Genomic DNA, 17,520 nt, shown 5'->3' with positions numbered 1-17,520 from the left:
TAAATATGTAATATTCAAAACATAGCTCTCCGGAAATGGGCAGAGCTATTTCTTTTTCCCTTTCTCCATAGTTCCCAGATAGATTTCCAGTGAACGGGTAGAAATCTGTATTTCACGGAAAGATACTCCTAAAGAAGCGATCAACAGAATCAAAGCCAGCCCGAACACATACGCCGACAGTAATTGCAGTCCGATGTAGATGAGGAACATGCTGACTACACAGAAAAAAAGACTTGCAATGCCCAGCCCCTGCATCGTTCGTGTCAGGTTTAAGCGTTTTCTTAAATTCTCGATTTGTGCTACCGTGATATCCGTAGGATTTTCCATGTAACGGTCCCGCAACTGTCGTACCAATTGTGCATACGATAAAAAACGATTGGTATAAGCCAGTAAAATCAGTGAAACAGCCGAGAAAAGCAGGGCAGGAGTAGTGAGAGTCAATTCTTCCATCTTGAAAACAAATTAGTAAGTATTAGGTATTAAAGTATTAAGTATCAAGTATTAGGTATTATGCTATGCAGATAAACGATCGGCAGCTACGGTAATACCTAATACTTAATACCTGATACTTATTATTTAAGCACTCCGAGTTCTTTGCCGACTTTGATGAAGGCAGCGATACATTTGTCGAGATGTGCTTTCTCGTGTCCGGCGGAGATCTGTACACGGATACGAGCCTGTTCTTTCGGAACGACCGGATAATAGAATCCAGTCACATAAATTCCTTCTTCCTGCATGCGTGCAGCATAAATCTGCGACAGTTTGGCATCATACAACATAACGGCGCAGATTGCACTCTGTGTCGGTTTGATGTCGAATCCGGCGGCTGTCATCTGGTCGCGGAAGTAGTTTACATTCTCTACAAGCTTGTCATGCAGCGCATTGCTTTCTTTCAGCATTTTGAATACTTCGAGACTTGCACCGATGATACCCGGAGCCAATGAGTTGGAGAACAGGTAAGGACGGCTGCGCTGACGCAGTAAGTCGATAATCTCCTTGCGACCGGTAGTGAATCCGCCCAATGCACCTCCGAAAGCTTTGCCCAGTGTGCCTGTATAGATGTCCACACGTCCGTGAGTTTTGTACAGTTCGCTGACGCCGTGGCCTGTAGCGCCAACCACACCGGCAGAGTGCGATTCGTCTACCATAACCAGCGCATCGTACTTCTCGGCAAGATCACAAATCTGATCCATCGGCGCTACGTTGCCGTCCATAGAAAATACACCGTCGGTGACAACGATACGGAAACGTTGCGCCTGAGCCTCTTGCAGGCATCTTTCCAGGTCCTTCATATCCGCATTGGCATAACGATAACGTTTCGCCTTGCAAAGACGTACACCGTCGATGATAGAAGCGTGGTTCAGAGAATCGGAGATAATGGCATCCTCTTCGCTGAAAAGCGGTTCGAATACACCCCCGTTGGCATCGAAGCAAGCTGCGTACAGAATCGTATCTTCTGTCTGGAAATAATCCGAGATGGCAGCTTCCAGTTCCTTATGTATATCTTGCGTTCCGCAGATGAAGCGGACAGATGACATACCATATCCGCGGCGGTCCATCATTTCCTGAGAAGCTTTGATCAGGCGGGGGTGGTTGGACAGTCCCAGATAGTTGTTGGCGCAGAAGTTCAGCACTTCTTTGCCTTTTACAGTGATGGCAGCTTGCTGCGCACTTTCGATAAGTCGTTCTTCTTTGTAAAGTCCGGCTTCCTTAATTTCAGCCAGTGTCTGGCTGAGATATTCCTGCATTTTACCGTACATAGTGTTTGAGTGATTAAGTTATACTGCAAAGGACACGATTTTTCTTGGAATAAACAATATCTTTTTGATTTAAATCTGAAAAAAAAGTGCTTACTTTGCGCACTATTTAGCTTAACACTTTTATTTAAAAGGAAAAATGAAACACATTTTGATTATTGGAGCCACCGGACAAATAGGGTCCGAGTTGACGATGGAGTTGCGCAGGCGTTATGGAAACACAAACGTAGTAGCGGGTTATATTCAGGGCGCAGAGCCCAAAGGCGAGTTAAAGGAGTCGGGACCGTCGGCTGTTGTCGATGTAACGAATGGTGAAATGATTGAATCGGTGGTGAAAGAACACCACATAGATACAATATATAATTTGGCTGCACTGCTTTCGGTGGTAGCCGAGTCCAAGCCGAAGCTGGCCTGGAAGATTGGTATTGACGGATTGTGGAATGTTTTGGAAGTGGCGCGTGAGCAGGGATGTGCGGTATTTACCCCCAGTTCTATCGGATCGTTCGGTGCAAGCACGCCTCATACACTGACACCACAGGATACCGTTCAGCGTCCTCGCACCATGTATGGTGTCACCAAGGTGACGACAGAGCTGCTGAGTGACTACTATTTTAACAAATACGGTGTCGATACCCGTGCTGTCCGTTTCCCGGGCATCATTTCGAATGTGACCCCTCCGGGAGGAGGAACTACCGATTATGCCGTAGATATTTATTATTCGGCAGTGAAAGGAGAAAAATTTGTGTGCCCGATCAAAGAAGGCACTTTAATGGATATGATGTATATGCCGGACGCGCTGAACGCAGCAATCATGCTGATGGAAGCAGATCCGACCAGGCTGATACACCGCAACGCTTTCAATATCGCCTCTATGAGTTTCGATCCTGAGACGATATACCATGCCATCAAGAAGCATGTGCCTGCGTTCGAAATGGTCTATGACATAGATCCTTTGAAACAGCGCATAGCCGACAGCTGGCCCGATAGTCTGGACGATACCTGCGCCCGTGAGGAGTGGGGATGGAAGCCGGCTTACGATTTGGAGAGCATGACGGTGGATATGCTTGAAAAGCTAAGAGAGAAACTGAAAAAATGAAAAAACTTATTGCGGGGGTACTGGTGCTCAGTGTTCTGGGTTCCTGTGGAAACAAGAAAACGAGCATCGACCCCTTTGCATCTATCACACATGAGGTGGATTCTATCCGGCATAAAGCCGATTCAATCCATCAGGAGGAGTTGCCGGAAGAACCTAAACCGACAGAAGCGGACGAATCTTTCGACGATTTCATCTACAATTTTGCTTCCGATGATGCTTTGCAGCGTCAGCGTGTGAAATTCCCGTTGCCCTATTACAAGGGAGACGAGAAGACCAATATCGAAGAGCGCAACTGGAAGCATGATGACTTATTTACCAAACAGCATTATTATACGCTCCTGTTTGATAAGGAAGAAGATATGGATCTGGTGGGGGATACCTCGCTGACCTCCGTTCAGGTAGAATGGATATTCGTGAAAACCCGAATGGTGAAAAAGTATTATTTTGAGCGTATCAAGGGGGCATGGATTTTAGAGGCTATCAATCTGCGTCCTATTGAGCGGAATGAGAATGAGGACTTTGTGGAGTTCTTCAGCCATTTTGCTGCCGACAGCCTTTTTCAGAGCCAACGTGTGCAGGACCCTTTGGCTTTTGTCACCTCAGATCCGGATGATGACTTCTCTATTCTGGAGACCTCTCTGGATTTGAACCAGTGGTTCGCCTTCAAACCGGCATTGCCTGCAGACCGTCTCTCGAATATCAATTACGGACAGCGGAATGATGATAACTCGCCGACAAAGATTCTCGCATTGAAAGGAATTGGAAACGGCTTCTCTAATATTCTCTATTTCAAACGGAAGGCAGGCGAATGGCAGCTGTATAAGTTTGAAGATACCAGTATTTAGCAACCAAAAAACAGAAGAAATGTATTCTCTTTTATCACACAATACGTTTGGCATTGACGTCAGTGCCGAACGGTTTCAGGAATATGCTTCGGTAGAAGAACTGAAGACATTGATAGCTCAAGGTGCCCTTACGACACCTTTTTTACATATAGGCGGTGGGAGCAATCTGCTTTTCGCCAAAGATTATGACGGGCTGGTTCTGCATTCCCGTATCGAAGGAATCGAGGTGATGGAGGAGGACGACCGTAGTGTGTCCGTACGGGTAGGAGCAGGCGTGGTCTGGGATGACTTCGTAGGTTATTGTGTAGAGCACGGCTGGTATGGAACGGAAAACCTTTCCCTGATTCCCGGTGAAGTGGGAGCAAGTGCCGTGCAGAATATCGGTGCTTACGGGGTAGAGGTGAAAGACCTGATCATCTCCGTAGAGACGGTGAACATTCACGGTGAGGAGCGCGTTTATGCTGTAGAAGAATGTGGCTATGCCTATCGCGACAGCATTTTCAAACGTCCGGAGAATAAATCCGTATTTGTGACCTATGTTTGCTTCCGGCTCAGTAAGGAAGAACATTATACGTTGGATTACGGCACCATCCGTCAGGAACTCGAAAAGTATCCCGCACTGACATTGCCGGTGCTCCGGAAAGTGATCATCGATATCCGTGAAAGTAAACTGCCCGACCCGAAAGTGATGGGAAATGCCGGCAGTTTCTTTATGAATCCTATCGTTCCGCGCGAAAAGCTGGAAGCTTTGCAGCAGGAATTTCCCCGAATCCCTTTCTACGAACTGAATGACGGACGAGTGAAAATTCCGGCAGGATGGATGATCGACCAGTGCGGCTGGAAAGGAAAATCCCTGGGACCGGCAGCAGTGCATGACAAACAGGCATTAGTACTGGTGAACCGGGGCGGTGCAAAGGGGAGTGACATTATAGCACTTTCGGATGCGGTACGGGCTTCTGTTCGTGAGAAATTCGGCATAGACATCCATCCGGAAGTAAACTTGGTTAATGGATAATGGAGAATGATCAATTATCCATTAAAGAGTTATCCATTAGAGAAATTGTTGATTAAAGAAATGAAAGTAAGAATACTTGGAAGCGGAACATCGACGGGAGTTCCCCAGATAGGGTGTAGTTGTCCGGTCTGCACTTCTCCCGATCCCAAAGATAACCGTTTGCGTGCGTCTGCTATCGTTGAAACGGAAGACGCCCGGATACTGATCGATTGCGGACCCGATTTTCGGGCGCAGGTGTTGCATCTTCCTTTTGAGAAGATAGACGGGGTACTTATCACGCACGAGCATTATGATCATGTGGGCGGACTGGATGATTTGCGTCCGTTCTGCCGTTTCGGGGCGGTTCCTATTTATGCTGAAGAATATGTGGCACAGGCACTGCGTCTGCGGATGCCCTACTGTTTTGTCGATCATCGTTATCCCGGTGTTCCTGATATTCCTTTGCAGGAAGTGGTTGCCGGGCAAGCCTTTTCCATTCATCGTACGGAGGTGGTTCCTTTGCGGGTGATGCATGGGCGGTTGCCGATTCTGGGCTATCGTATCGGTCGGTTGGGCTATATCACGGATATGCTCACCATGCCCGAAGAATCTTATGAACAATTGGAGGGGATAGATGTTCTGATAATGAATGCGCTTCGCATCGCTCCTCATCCCACCCACCAGAGTCTGGAGGAGGCATTGAAGGCGGCAGAACGTATTCGGGCAAAGGAGACATACTTCATCCACATGAGTCATGATATGGGGCTGCATGAGAAGGTAGAGAAGGGACTTCCTGAAAATGTTCACCTTACATACGACGGAATGGAAATCATTTTCTGATTATCGGTGACTTTTTTTAGCAAAAGTTTTGTTTTCTTTGTAGAAATTATTATTTTTGCCCCTAGCCGATAAACAGCAAATATTATGAAACTTCGTACGATAGTGAAAATAGCGATCACTTCTTCTGTTGTACTTTTGTGCTCAGGTTTTGCGTTGTACTCTTTTTTCAGGTTATCGGCTGCCGAAGATCAGAAGGATTTCGATCTCTACACCTTGGTTCCTTCCTCCGCTTCAGCAGTGTTTGTGACAGAAGACGTGGCGGAATTTGTAATGGAAGTAGATGAGCTGACTTGTAGCAGAGACCATCAGTATCTTTATGTATCCAAACTGTTTTCTTATCTGAAACAATACCTTTACTCTCTTCTGGAAGATGCGCCTCACGGTTTGAGCAGGCAGATGAATCAGATGCTGATTAGTTTCCACGAACCGGACAATGATCGTAATCAGGTGCTTTATTGCCGGTTGGGGAATGGTGACCGTGAGCTGATCGACCGTTTTGTGCAGAAATACGTTTCGTCGGGCTATCCTCCGAAAACATTCGATTATAAGGGCGAGGATATTATCATTTATCCGATGGCTGACGGCGATTTTCTCGCTTGTTATCTGACGGAAGATTTCTTGGTGCTCAGTTGCCAGAAGAAACTGATAGAGGAGGTGATCGATATTCGTAAGACAGGCAAGTCATTGTCCGGAGACCCTGATTTTGAGGAAGTGCGTACACCGAAAAAAAGTACGGCTATCGCTACTGTTTATACCCGTCTGGCAGGAATGATGGGGTGGACGGAGTTTGATATGAAACTGAAAGATGATTTCATCTATTTCTCCGGCATCAGCCACCATGTAGATACTTGTTCCACCTTTATAAATGTAATCCGGCAACAGGAATCCGTCAAGGGATTTCCGGGTGAAACGCTGCCTTCTACCGCTTTTTATTTCAGCAAACAGGGAATTACGGATTGGGCGTCCTTGCTTTCCTATGGTGACCGGCAGGAATATGCGACGGCGGGCAGGACAGGTGAGGTCCTGAACCGGGATCGGGAACTGTCGCGCTATCTGGCGGAAAATACGGGGCAGGACTTGGTGGCGTGTCTTTTCCAGCGGGAAGATTCGCTGATGGGGCCTGCGGCTGTTTTGAGCCTCTCTGTGATGGATGTGACTGAAGCGGAAAGAATGTTGCGCTCGTTGGTAAATACGGCTCCGGCAGAGGAAGGAATGGGGCGGAATTCCCGTATAACTTTTTGTTATACTTCCGCTAAGGCCTATCCTGTATATAGGTTGCCTCAGACAACGTTGTTTACGCAACTAACCAGTTTCGTAGAGCCGTCTATGCATGTTTATGCCACATTCTATGGAGGGCGTTTGCTGCTGGCTCCGGATGAGGATAGTTTGTTGAGATATATCCGTCAGTTGGACAACGGTGAAGTGCTCGATGGAGCATTGGCTTATCGGGCGGGCACGGACGGATTATCTGATTCGTACCACTTCATGTTGATGGCGGACTTTGCCCATGTGCTCGACCAGTCCGGATATCAGGTTCGCTATGTGCCGGAATTCTTTCTCCGCAACTCCGACTTTTTCCGTAATTTCGTTCTTTTTGCACAGTTCACTTGTGCGGATGGGGTGGTGTATCCTAACCTTGTTTTGAAGTATAAATCCGAGTAGAATCCGATGAAAAAAACAGGCGAAAAATAGAGGGGGAAAATAGCTCTTAATTTGCGAAACTAAAAGCTCTGAAACGCCTTCTGGCAGGGCGCGAAAACCGAATGGAAACCAGTAGAGTAGAGAAGAGTATATAATTCTATTCTAAAGAAATAGAATTAATAAGAAAAAAGATAGAGGATTTTGCCGCCGCCGACTCACTTTTTATTCCATTCCGTAAGATGTCTTTGAGGGAACTCATGAAGGGGTGTCAAAAGTAACTAAAGTGAGGACTGTTTAGTTACTATTGACTTTTGGGGTCAGTCCGAAAACCCTGTTTGAGCTCCATGCTATACCGAAAAGAATATATTTAGGCACGGATTACACGGATTTCACGGTTTTAGTGCTATGATTACGTAAAACAACCGTGTTAATCCGTGTAATCCGTGCCTAATCCTCAATTTATAATTTTGTTCATTTCCGTACAAAAAATAATCTGAAAACAACCGGGTTTTCGAACTGATCCGACTTTTGGCGCACCTTCATGGGGCTTTTTTTGTCTCGCTGCCCAATCTCCTTCAGCTCGCTGCTCGATTTCTTTCGCCTCGCTGCTCAGTCCTTTTCAGCTCGCTGCTGAATCTGCGTTGGCTCCGAGGTGAATTCACTTCAGTTCGGTGTACGGTTACTGCAGGGGACAGTCATAAAAAAAACTCCCGATAGAAATGGTTTCATCGGAAGTCTTTTTATGCGGATCATTTTAATTCTTAGAACGGCAGGTCGTCTTTTGCATCGCCCGGAGTGAAATCCGGAGTAGCAGACGGAGCCGGAGGAGGAACGGGAGCACCCGGAGCCATAGGGGCACCTGCGCTTACACGCTCAACTTTCCATGCACGGATACTGTTGAACCAACGGTCGTTCCATTGACGGGCGTCAACGTCGAATGATACGGTCAGTTCTTCGCCCATCTGAATGTTGAACTGTTCGATTTTGTCGGCACCAAATACGTCGAAACACATTTTGCGCGGATATTGGTCATGGTTTTCAATTACGAACTCTTGTGATTTCCACTCGTTGCCGCTAGTCTTTGAAACTCCACTTCTCGGAGGGAGGATAGCGATGATTTTTCCTGTAAATTCCATTGCGATAATTTTAAATTCTGCGGCGAAGTTACAATTTTTTAGGAATATCCCTCACACAATGCTTGTTTTTTCTTTCGTTTTCTTGGGCAGCACGAATCTTTTTTCGTAACTTTGTGCGATATATAATTCAAAACTTAAATACTCGAAAATATATGAAATTTATCGTTTCAAGTACTGCTCTTTCCAGCCATTTACAGGCTATCAGTCGTGTAATTAACTCAAAGAATGCGCTGCCTATTCTCGATTGTTTTCTCTTCGAATTGGAAGACGGAACATTGTCTGTGACTGTTTCTGACAGTGAAACGACTATGGTGACTACCGTAGAGGTAAATGAAAGCGATACAAACGGGCGTTTTGCCGTAGTAGCAAAAACATTGCTTGATGCACTGAAAGAAATTCCGGAACAACCGTTGACATTCTACGTCAATACGGACAATTACGAAATCACAGTGCAGTATCAGAACGGAAAGTATAGTCTGATGGGACAGAATGCTGACGAATTTCCTCAGTCGGCTGTATTGGGCGACAATGCAGTCCGTGTGGAAATGGAAGCGAACGTACTGCTCGGCGGTATCAACCGCTCGGTATTTGCGACTGCCGACGATGAGCTCCGTCCGGTAATGAATGGTATATATTTCGATATTACAACAGAAGACATCACAATGGTGGCATCGGACGGTCATAAGCTGGTGCGTTGCAAAACGCTGGCTGCCAAAGGAAACGAGCGTGCCGCGTTCATCCTTCCGAAGAAACCCGCTACATTGCTGAAAAACCTGCTTCCGAAAGAACAGGGAACAGTGACCATCGAATTTGACGAACGCAACGCCGTGTTTATGCTGGAAAGCTACCGCATGGTCTGCCGTCTGATCGAAGGACGTTATCCGAACTACAACTCGGTGATTCCGCAGAACAACCCTCATAAAGTGACCGTAGACCGCCAGCAGCTGATCGGAGCTTTGCGCCGTGTGTCTATCTTCTCTTCCCAGGCAAGCAGCTTGATCAAACTGCGCATGCAGGAAAATCAGATTGTGATTTCCGCACAGGACATCGATTTCTCCACTTCTGCCGAAGAAACGCAAGTTTGCCAATATGCAGGCGCTGCCATGAGCATCGGATTCAAGTCTACTTTCCTCATCGATATCCTGAACAATATTTCAGCCGATGAAGTGGTAATCGAACTTGCCGATCCATCCCGTGCCGGAGTCATTGTACCGGTAGAGCAGGAAGAAAATGAAGACTTGCTGATGCTGCTGATGCCGATGATGTTGAACGATTAGTTATTTAATGGATAATTGAGAATGGATAATGGATAATGAGCTGCGCTGTCAGTAGTCAGGAGTTATCCATTTTTTATGTTTCCTGTCCATTCTTCATTATCCATTATCAATTGTCCATTATCCATTGAATAATTATCCATTAAAGAAAGATATGAGATTAAATTTGAAAAACCCGATTGTTTTCTTCGATTTGGAGACGACGGGAACCAATATCAACACAGACCGGATCGTTGAAATTTGCTATCTGAAAGTATATCCTAACGGGAATGAGGAAACGAAAACAATGCGTATCAATCCCGAAATGCATATTCCTGAGGCCTCTTCTGCCGTACATGGCATTTATGACGCCGACGTGGCGGATTGTCCGACTTTCAAGGAAGTGGCGAAGAATGTTGCCCGTGACATTGAAGGCTGCGATTTGGCCGGATTCAATTCCAACCGTTTTGATATTCCGGTACTGGCAGAAGAGTTTCTTCGTGCCGGCGTAGATATTGATATGACAAAACGCAAGTTTGTGGATGTACAGGTGATCTTTCATAAGATGGAGCAACGCACCCTTTCGGCTGCCTATAAGTTCTATTGCGAAAAGAGTCTGGAAGATGCCCATACGGCTGAGGCTGATACACGTGCCACTTACGAGGTGCTGAAAGCACAGCTCGACCGTTATCCGGATCTTCAGAACGATATCGCTTTCCTGGCAGAATATTCTAGTTTCAGTAAGAATGTAGATTTTGCCGGACGAATGGTGTATGACGACAACGGTGTGGAAGTATTTAACTTCGGAAAATATAAAGGAATGTCTGTAGCCGAGGTGCTGAAGAAAGATCCCGGATACTACAGCTGGATTTTAAACAGTGATTTCACGTTGAATACCAAAGCGGTGCTGACCAAAATCCGTTTGCGTGAAATGAGTAATTTGATTACAAAATAATGCTAAAAGGAAAAAAGATAATTCTTGGAATAACCGGTAGCATCGCTGCTTATAAGGCTTGTTACATTATCCGCGGGCTGATAAAGCAAGGAGCGGAAGTGCAGGTTGTCATTACTCCGGCGGGAAAAGAATTTATTACTCCCATCACTCTTTCGGCTCTGACCAGCAAACCGGTCATCAGCGAGTTTTTTGCCCAGCGGGACGGCACGTGGAACAGCCACGTAGACCTGGGATTGTGGGCAGATGCCATGCTGATCGCACCCGCCACTGCCTCTACCATCGGAAAGATGGCGAATGGGATAGCCGACAATATGCTGATAACCACTTATCTTTCGGCAAAAGCTCCGGTATTCGTGGCACCGGCTATGGACCTCGATATGTATGCCCATCCTTCTACACAGAAGAATCTGGATATACTGCGTTCCTACGGCAACCATATCATCGAACCCGGAACGGGCGAACTTGCCAGCCATCTGGTAGGCAAAGGGCGTATGGAAGAACCGGAAAACATTATTCGTGTGCTGGATGAATTTTTCTCTGCAAGTGCCGAACTTCAGGGAAGGAAAATCATGATAACCGCCGGACCGACTTACGAAAAAATTGATCCTGTCCGTTTTATCGGCAACTATTCTTCCGGTAAGATGGGATTTGCACTGGCGGAAGAGTGTGCACGCCGTGGGGCAGAGGTGACGTTGATTGCCGGACCGGTACAACTGAAAACGCAACATTCGCGTATTCACCGGATTGATGTGGAGTCTGCCCGGGAAATGTATGAAGCAGCGCAAGCCTGTTTCCCGACTGCTGATGTAGGGATTCTTTGTGCGGCGGTTGCTGATTTCCGTCCCGAAACGGTGGCCGGCCAAAAGATCAAGCGAGAGAAAGAAGAAGAACTGACCTTGCACCTTCAGGCTACGCAGGACATTGCTGCAAGCTTGGGAAAGATCAAAGAAGAAAATCAACTGTTAGTGGGCTTTGCCCTCGAAACGAACAACGAACAGCAGAATGCCGAAGGAAAGCTCGAACGCAAAAACTTCGACTTTATCGTCCTTAACTCCCTGAATGATGCAGGAGCCGGCTTCCGTCATGATACAAACAAGATTAGCATTATTGATCGCAAAGGTCGCAAGGATTATTCTTTGAAGCCTAAACAGGAAGTAGCACAGGACATTATCGACCATCTGGCCGCTGTCTTAACTCTCTGATCTTTAATTCTCATTTTTTAATTTTTAAATTACAGAAAGTGTTACGTTCACTCTATATTCAGAATTACGCATTGATAGAAAAACTGGATATCGGTTTTGAAACCGGGTTCTCTGTCATCACAGGTGAGACAGGAGCCGGAAAATCGATTATTCTGGGAGCAATCGGTCTGCTGCTGGGGCAGCGTGCCGACGTGAAAGCGATTCGTCGTGGAGCTTCTAAATGTATTATCGAAGCACGTTTTGATATCTCGGCATACGGCATGCGTCCGTTTTTTGAAGAGAACGAACTGGAATACGACGACGAAGAATGTATCCTGCGACGCGAAGTGCAGGCATCCGGCAAAAGCCGTGCATTCATTAATGACACGCCCGCTTCGCTGGCACAGGTGAAGGAACTGGGCGAACAGCTGATCGATGTGCATTCGCAACATCAGAATCTTTTGCTTAATAAGGAAGGTTTTCAGTTGAATGTGCTCGACATTCTGGCTCATAATGACGACGCGCTGGAGAAATACCATTCATTGTATAACGAATGGAAACAGCTCGACCGTGAACTCTCCGAGTTGACGGCACTTGCCGAGCAAAGCCGGACAGATGAAGACTATCTCCGTTTTCAGCTGGAACAGATTGAAGAGGCTCATCTTGCCGAAGGAGAGCAGAGCCTGCTGGAACAGGAAGCGGAAACATTGAGTCATGCCGAAGAAATCAAAGCGGGACTTTACCGCATCGAGCAGTCCTTTTTCTCGGATGAAGGCGGACTGCTTTCGTTCTTGAAAGATAATCTGAATACGCTGAATGGCCTGAAAAAAGTATATCAGCCTGCCGGCGAACTAAGCGACCGCATGGAAAGCGCTTATATCGAATTGAAGGATATTTCGCAGGAAGTATCATCGCAGGGAGAATCGATAGAGTTTAATCCTGCCCGGCTGGACGAAGTGAACGACCGTCTGAACCTGATTTATTCTTTGCAGCAGAAGCACCGGGTGCAGACGCTCGAAGAATTGATTGCCTTGGCGGATCAATACCGGAATAAACTGTCCGAGATTACCTCTTATGATGACCGGATAGCCGAACTGACTGCCCGCAAAGACGCCCAGTATGACCGGGTGAAGAAACAGGCAGCCGTACTGACAAAAGCCCGTGCGGCAGCCGCCCGCGAAGTAGAGAAACAGCTGGCTGGCCGGCTTGTCCCGCTGGGGATGCCCAACGTCCGCTTTCAGGTGGAAATGGGCTTGAAGAAAGAACCGGGTGTACAGGGTGAGGATACTGTCAACTTCCTGTTCTCCGCTAACAAGAACGGAACCTTGCAAAGCATATCTTCTGTCGCTTCCGGAGGAGAGATTGCACGTGTGATGCTTTCTATCAAAGCGATGATTGCCGGTGCGGTGAAATTGCCGACGATTGTATTTGATGAGATTGACACCGGAGTTTCCGGTGAGATAGCCGACCGCATGGCAGATATGATGCAGGAAATGGGTGACCGCAACCGCCAGGTGATCAGTATCACGCACCTGCCGCAAATTGCAGCTCGCGGGCGCGCTCATTATAAAGTATATAAGGAAGACAGCGATACGGAAACGAACAGCCATATCCGCCGTCTCACCGATGAAGAACGGGTAGAGGAAATAGCTCATATGCTGAGTGGAGCCACTCTGACAGAGGCTGCTCTTAGCAATGCGAAAGCTTTGTTGACCCGTATTTCATAATCCATAATTCAAAATTTATAATTCAAAATTACAATGACCGATAAAAGTGAAATGATTTTCGGCGTCCGTGCCGTCATAGAAGCCATTCAGGCAGGAAAAGAGATTGATAAGATCCTCGTCAAGAAAGATATTCAAAGTGATCTTTCAAAGGAACTTTTCGCAGCATTGAAAGGCTTGCTGATTCCTGTTCAGCGTGTGCCGGTGGAGCGTATCAACCGCATCACACGGAAGAATCATCAGGGTGTGGTTGCCTTCATTTCCTCTGTGACTTATCAGAAGACGGAAGACCTTGTTCCTTTCCTTTTCGAGCAAGGCAAGAATCCGTTCTTTGTGATGCTGGATGGCATAACGGATGTGCGTAACTTTGGCGCGATTGCCCGTACCTGCGAGTGTGCGGCGGTAGACGCGGTGATTATTCCTGCACGTGGCAGCGTGTCGGTGAATGCCGATGCCATGAAGACTTCCGCAGGTGCATTGCATACACTCCCTGTTTGCCGCGAACAAAATTTGCGTGCTACTTTGCAGTATCTCAAGGATAGCGGTTTTCGTATCGTTGCCGCTACCGAGAAAGGAGATTATGACTATACGAAAGCCGATTATACAGGTCCGATGTGTATTATTATGGGGGCGGAAGATACGGGTGTATCCTATGAAAATCTGGCTCTCTGTGACGAATGGGTGAAAATACCGATGCTGGGAACCATCGAATCTCTGAATGTTTCCGTGGCTGCCGGTATTTTGATTTATGAAGCTGTGAAACAAAGAAACAACGACTGATATGAAGAAACTTTTAATCTTACCTCTGGCGCTTTTCCTTTTGGTACAGAGCGGTTGGGCGCAAACCCCGAAATGGGTGGAGAAGGCGAAACGTGCTGTATTCTCAGTAGTGACTTATGACAAGAATGACAAGATACTGAATACCGGGAACGGATTTTTCGTATCCGAAGACGGGTTGGCTCTGTCCGATTACAGCCTTTTCAAAGGGGCCGAACGTGCGGTGATTATCACGGCTGAAGGCAAGCAGATGCCGGTCAGCCTGATTTTGGGAGCAGATGATATGTACGATGTGATTAAGTTCCGTGTGGCCATCACTGAGAAGAAAGTGCCGGCGTTGACCGTAGCAAATACGGCTCCGGCTGTAGGGGCTGATGCGTGGATGCTTCCTTATTCTACGCAGAAGAGTATCGCCTGCGTTTCGGGTAAAGTGAAAGAAGTATCGAAGATTGCCGGCGAATATCATTATTACACCTTGAGTATGCAGATGAAGGACAAGATGGTGAGTTGCCCGGTGATGAATGTGGAAGGACAGGTGTTCGGTATTTCCCAGAAGTCTTCCGGTGCCGATACAATAACGACTTGTTATGCGGCAGGAGCGGCTTTTGCGATGTCGCAGAAGATTAATGCTTTGTCTTTGGGAGATGTAGCCTTGAAAAACATTGGTATCCGTAAAGGATTGCCCGAAGCTGAAGATCAGGCATTGGTGTATCTGTTTATGGCTTCCACGCAGATGTCGGCTGATGACTATGAGAAATTGATGGACGATTTCATCCGCCAGTTCCCTGGCAGTACGGATGGATATATTCGCCGTGCCGGCTATTATGTGGCAAAAGGGAAGGAAGATCAGTCTTATTTCGATAAGGCGGTAGCTGATTTTAATCAGGCCCTGAAGATTTCAACCAAGAAGGATGATGTGTATTATAATATCGCCAAACTGATATACGGTTACCAGCTCTCGAAACCGGAGCAAACTTATAAAGACTGGACGTACGATACGGCTTTGAAGAATGTCCGTCAGGCGGCGGCTATCGATCCTCTTCCCGTTTATACGCAGTTGGAAGGTGATATACTTTTTGCTCAGCAGGATTATGCCGGTGCGTTGGCTGCTTATGAGAAGGTGAATGCCAGCAATCTGGCTTCGGCTGCTTCGTTCTTTAGTGCTGCCAAGACAAAAGAGTTGCTGAAGGCAGATGCAAAAGAAGTAATCGCATTGATGGACAGTTGCGTAGCTCATTGTCCGCAGCCTGTCACAGCAGACTTTGCTCCTTATCTGTTGGAACGTGCACAACTGTATATGAATAACGATCAGGCAAGAAATGCAATGCTCGATTATGATGCTTATTATAAGGCTGTGAATGGTCAGGTCAATGACCTTTTCTATTACTATCGTGAGCAGGCTGCATTGAAAGCCCGCCAATACCAGCGTGCATTGGATGATATCGTGAAAGCGATAGAGCTGAGTCCTAAGGATCTGACTTATCGGGCAGAGCATGCGGTTATTAATCTGCGGGTAGGGCGTTATGAAGAATCTATGCAGATATTGAACGATATATTGAAGGATGAGCCGAAGTATGCAGAAGCATACCGCTTGTTGGGACTTTGTCAGATACAGCTGAAGAAGACAGATGAGGCTTGTGGAAACTTCAATAAAGCGAAAGAACTGGGCGATCCGAATGTGGAGGGGCTTATAAAGAAATATTGTAAATAAGCGTATATCTGCCGACCGGAGATATATACTTAATGTTGAAAAAGTAAACCCCTGCCGACTACAGAAGTCGGCAGGGGTTCTTCGTTTTTGGGGACGTTGTAAAATACTCTCTCTCTCTAATTTCTCCCCACTTGTCAAGTTCAGGTTTCAGGTCTTAATATGATATATAGGTTTGATTCTTTTTTGTCTTGTTTATAAGTTAAATGCAGTAATTTGTGAAATACTGCATCCGTTCTTCATTTTTTTTCTCCAAATGGTTACTTTTTTACTTTTTGACCCATAAAAAGCCTGAAATCGACTTTGTTCAGTGAGTAAATTTAAAATATAGTATCTATGTCGTGCATACTCTTGTTGTATTTTCATGTTTTTAGTAATCCTGTCTTCGTTTTTCTTGTTTATAAGTGGAAAATAGTAGAGTTGCAGAAAGAGTTTTTTGAAAGGCGAAAATTAGAAGTAGCAAGTTTGGGAATTGCAAAATTAAACTAGAGTTATCTATATTTTAGGCGCAAATCGAAACTTATATTAAATTTATTTGTTTGTTTTCATAAATATGCCCATCTTTGTGCCGTTATTTGATTCGTTGCGTAATAGGTAACGGATAAGTGTGGGGTAAATAGATGATTTATAGCAAAAAAAGCATACAAGAAGTTCTGCCGGCAGATGTGACTGGCAGGAGCGTAGCGCACCCTAAACGTTGGTTAGTGGCTTTAGTACGTGTTTCTCATGAGAAGAAAACGAGTGAGCGGCTATCTAAAATGGGGATTGAAAATTTCCTTCCTGTTCAGCAAGAAGTGCATCAATGGAGTGATCGTCGAAAGGTAGTCGAGCGTGTTCTTCTTCCGATGATGATATTTGTGCATGTCGATCTTTATGAGCAGAAAGAAGTTTTAACATTGGGTTCTATCAGCCGATATATGGTGTTGCGTGGAGAGAGTACTCCTGCTGTCATTCCCGATGAACAGATGCACCGCTTTAAGTTCATGCTAGACTATTCTGACGAGACGATTAATATGAGTACGTCTCCCTTGTCACCAGGAGAAAAAATTAAGGTTATCAAAGGACCACTATCCGGACTTCAAGGAGAATTGGTTACTGTAAATGGGAAATCGAAAGTCGCAGTCCGGCTTACTATGCTGGGATGTGCTTTTGTAGATATACCAGTAGGGTGTGTGGAACCGCTGGAAAAATAAGGGTTTAAATAAGTGAAACAAGCATTAAGTGAACAAAAGGGGTATGGTGAATTTTTTACTGCAAGAAAACATAGATGATCTGCAAAAGCTGTCGGATCGTCTACTTCATATCAGCGATGAAAATGGGTATATATACGCTGATGACCTTTCAGAATTACATCAAGCAATTCACGAAAAAATCATAGATCTATATTCCCAACGGGGGAAGACACCGGAGCAGGATGCTACCCTGTGTTTGGCAATCCTAATGGGATATAATGTGTCGATGTACGCCAATCCGGAAGACGAAGAAAGAAAACAGGCTGTTTTGACCCGTTCTCTGTCTCTTCTCGATGTTCTTCCCCCTTCTCTTCTTAAGCAACAGTTATCTGCCGTTTGTCACGAGATGCAGGAGCTGTGCGAAATCAACTGAAACTTTTT

The 17,520-nt window shown here is 46.0% G+C and carries 16 protein-coding genes; 13 read left to right on the top strand and 3 right to left on the bottom strand.

The annotated features are described in order from the left end of the window. Positions 1-45: 45 nt before the first annotated feature. On the bottom strand, positions 46-450 hold the full coding sequence (locus K6V30_RS20040) for a DUF2721 domain-containing protein (RefSeq protein ID WP_010538610.1): 405 nt from the start codon (positions 448-450) through the stop codon (positions 46-48). A 122-nt stretch (positions 451-572) separates the two neighbouring features. Next, positions 573-1,760 (bottom strand): glycine C-acetyltransferase, encoded by a 1,188-nt coding sequence (gene kbl / locus K6V30_RS20035; protein ID WP_010538609.1) that lies wholly within the window; start codon positions 1,758-1,760, stop codon positions 573-575. Positions 1,761-1,896: 136 nt separating this feature from the next. Here kbl and K6V30_RS20030 point away from each other — a divergent pair, with 136 nt between their 5' ends. The 5 genes from K6V30_RS20030 to K6V30_RS20010 all read left to right on the top strand — a co-directional run bounded on the left by K6V30_RS20030 (position 1,897) and on the right by K6V30_RS20010 (position 7,194). Next, the gene (locus K6V30_RS20030) at positions 1,897-2,853 is read left to right on the top strand and encodes an NAD-dependent epimerase/dehydratase family protein (RefSeq protein WP_010538608.1); all 957 of its coding nucleotides are present in this window, start codon (positions 1,897-1,899) and stop codon (positions 2,851-2,853) included. Next, a complete protein-coding gene (locus K6V30_RS20025; protein ID WP_010538607.1) occupies positions 2,850-3,698 on the top strand; it encodes a DUF4348 domain-containing protein in 849 nt (282 codons plus the stop codon). The genes K6V30_RS20030 and K6V30_RS20025 overlap by 4 nt, the downstream gene beginning before the upstream one ends. Before the next feature lie 19 nt (positions 3,699-3,717). Continuing rightward, complete coding sequence (gene murB, locus K6V30_RS20020) at positions 3,718-4,713, top strand: UDP-N-acetylmuramate dehydrogenase (protein WP_010538606.1); 996 nt, start codon at positions 3,718-3,720, stop codon at positions 4,711-4,713. Positions 4,714-4,773: 60 nt separating this feature from the next. Beyond that, complete coding sequence (locus K6V30_RS20015) at positions 4,774-5,532, top strand: MBL fold metallo-hydrolase (protein WP_055269035.1); 759 nt, start codon at positions 4,774-4,776, stop codon at positions 5,530-5,532. Positions 5,533-5,616: 84 nt separating this feature from the next. Continuing rightward, on the top strand, positions 5,617-7,194 hold the full coding sequence (locus tag K6V30_RS20010) for a DUF3352 domain-containing protein (RefSeq protein ID WP_055268960.1): 1,578 nt from the start codon (positions 5,617-5,619) through the stop codon (positions 7,192-7,194). Between the two features lie 740 nt (positions 7,195-7,934). On the opposite strand, the gene K6V30_RS20005 is transcribed toward K6V30_RS20010, so the two are convergent. Beyond that, positions 7,935-8,309, bottom strand: a complete 375-nt coding sequence (locus K6V30_RS20005; protein WP_055268959.1) for a DUF3127 domain-containing protein — start codon at positions 8,307-8,309, stop codon at positions 7,935-7,937. A gap of 152 nt (positions 8,310-8,461) precedes the next feature. On the opposite strand from K6V30_RS20005, the gene dnaN reads away from it, so the two are divergent. The 8 genes from dnaN to K6V30_RS19965 all read left to right on the top strand — a co-directional run bounded on the left by dnaN (position 8,462) and on the right by K6V30_RS19965 (position 17,512). Then, on the top strand, positions 8,462-9,586 hold the full coding sequence (gene dnaN, locus K6V30_RS20000; RefSeq protein ID WP_010538602.1) for a DNA polymerase III subunit beta: 1,125 nt from the start codon (positions 8,462-8,464) through the stop codon (positions 9,584-9,586). Positions 9,587-9,737: 151 nt separating this feature from the next. Next, on the top strand, positions 9,738-10,517 hold the full coding sequence (locus K6V30_RS19995; protein WP_022302366.1) for a 3'-5' exonuclease: 780 nt from the start codon (positions 9,738-9,740) through the stop codon (positions 10,515-10,517). Continuing rightward, complete coding sequence (gene coaBC / locus K6V30_RS19990; RefSeq protein WP_055268958.1) at positions 10,517-11,719, top strand: bifunctional phosphopantothenoylcysteine decarboxylase/phosphopantothenate--cysteine ligase CoaBC; 1,203 nt, start codon at positions 10,517-10,519, stop codon at positions 11,717-11,719. Before K6V30_RS19995 ends, coaBC begins: the two co-directional genes overlap by 1 nt. Before the next feature lie 38 nt (positions 11,720-11,757). Further along, entirely contained in the window at positions 11,758-13,425 is a 1,668-nt protein-coding gene (gene recN / locus K6V30_RS19985; RefSeq protein ID WP_010538598.1) for a DNA repair protein RecN, read from the top strand. A gap of 33 nt (positions 13,426-13,458) precedes the next feature. Next, a complete protein-coding gene (rlmB, locus tag K6V30_RS19980) occupies positions 13,459-14,202 on the top strand; it encodes a 23S rRNA (guanosine(2251)-2'-O)-methyltransferase RlmB (RefSeq protein ID WP_010538597.1) in 744 nt (247 codons plus the stop codon). Position 14,203: 1 nt separating this feature from the next. Continuing rightward, on the top strand, positions 14,204-15,910 hold the full coding sequence (locus K6V30_RS19975) for a serine protease (RefSeq protein WP_010538596.1): 1,707 nt from the start codon (positions 14,204-14,206) through the stop codon (positions 15,908-15,910). Between the two features lie 617 nt (positions 15,911-16,527). Beyond that, positions 16,528-17,100, top strand: coding sequence for a UpxY family transcription antiterminator (locus tag K6V30_RS19970; protein WP_010538595.1), 573 nt, complete (start codon positions 16,528-16,530; stop codon positions 17,098-17,100). Positions 17,101-17,143: 43 nt separating this feature from the next. Continuing rightward, on the top strand, positions 17,144-17,512 hold the full coding sequence (locus K6V30_RS19965) for a UpxZ family transcription anti-terminator antagonist (protein WP_022302369.1): 369 nt from the start codon (positions 17,144-17,146) through the stop codon (positions 17,510-17,512). The last annotated feature ends 8 nt before the right edge of the window (positions 17,513-17,520 follow it).

This window comes from Bacteroides faecis, assembly GCF_020091505.1.
In the GTDB taxonomy this organism is placed as follows: Bacteria; Bacteroidota; Bacteroidia; order Bacteroidales; family Bacteroidaceae; genus Bacteroides; species Bacteroides faecis.
The sequence above is the reverse complement of the archived record's forward strand: the minus strand, read 5'-3'. Positions and strand labels throughout refer to the sequence as shown.

Bases quoted from the DNA above. Each gene is read 5' to 3' on its own strand.
- K6V30_RS20040 (WP_010538610.1), bottom strand. From the start codon at position 450: ATGGAAGAATTGACTCTCACTACTCCTGCCCTGCTTTTCTCGGCTGTT.
- kbl (WP_010538609.1), bottom strand. From the start codon at position 1,760: ATGTACGGTAAAATGCAGGAATATCTCAGCCAGACACTGGCTGAAATT.
- K6V30_RS20030 (WP_010538608.1), top strand. From the start codon at position 1,897: ATGAAACACATTTTGATTATTGGAGCCACCGGACAAATAGGGTCCGAG.
- K6V30_RS20025 (WP_010538607.1), top strand. From the start codon at position 2,850: ATGAAAAAACTTATTGCGGGGGTACTGGTGCTCAGTGTTCTGGGTTCC.
- murB (WP_010538606.1), top strand. From the start codon at position 3,718: ATGTATTCTCTTTTATCACACAATACGTTTGGCATTGACGTCAGTGCC.
- K6V30_RS20015 (WP_055269035.1), top strand. From the start codon at position 4,774: ATGAAAGTAAGAATACTTGGAAGCGGAACATCGACGGGAGTTCCCCAG.
- K6V30_RS20010 (WP_055268960.1), top strand. From the start codon at position 5,617: ATGAAACTTCGTACGATAGTGAAAATAGCGATCACTTCTTCTGTTGTA.
- K6V30_RS20005 (WP_055268959.1), bottom strand. From the start codon at position 8,309: ATGGAATTTACAGGAAAAATCATCGCTATCCTCCCTCCGAGAAGTGGA.
- dnaN (WP_010538602.1), top strand. From the start codon at position 8,462: ATGAAATTTATCGTTTCAAGTACTGCTCTTTCCAGCCATTTACAGGCT.
- K6V30_RS19995 (WP_022302366.1), top strand. From the start codon at position 9,738: ATGAGATTAAATTTGAAAAACCCGATTGTTTTCTTCGATTTGGAGACG.
- coaBC (WP_055268958.1), top strand. From the start codon at position 10,517: ATGCTAAAAGGAAAAAAGATAATTCTTGGAATAACCGGTAGCATCGCT.
- rlmB (WP_010538597.1), top strand. From the start codon at position 13,459: ATGACCGATAAAAGTGAAATGATTTTCGGCGTCCGTGCCGTCATAGAA.
- K6V30_RS19975 (WP_010538596.1), top strand. From the start codon at position 14,204: ATGAAGAAACTTTTAATCTTACCTCTGGCGCTTTTCCTTTTGGTACAG.
- K6V30_RS19970 (WP_010538595.1), top strand. From the start codon at position 16,528: ATGATTTATAGCAAAAAAAGCATACAAGAAGTTCTGCCGGCAGATGTG.
- K6V30_RS19965 (WP_022302369.1), top strand. From the start codon at position 17,144: ATGGTGAATTTTTTACTGCAAGAAAACATAGATGATCTGCAAAAGCTG.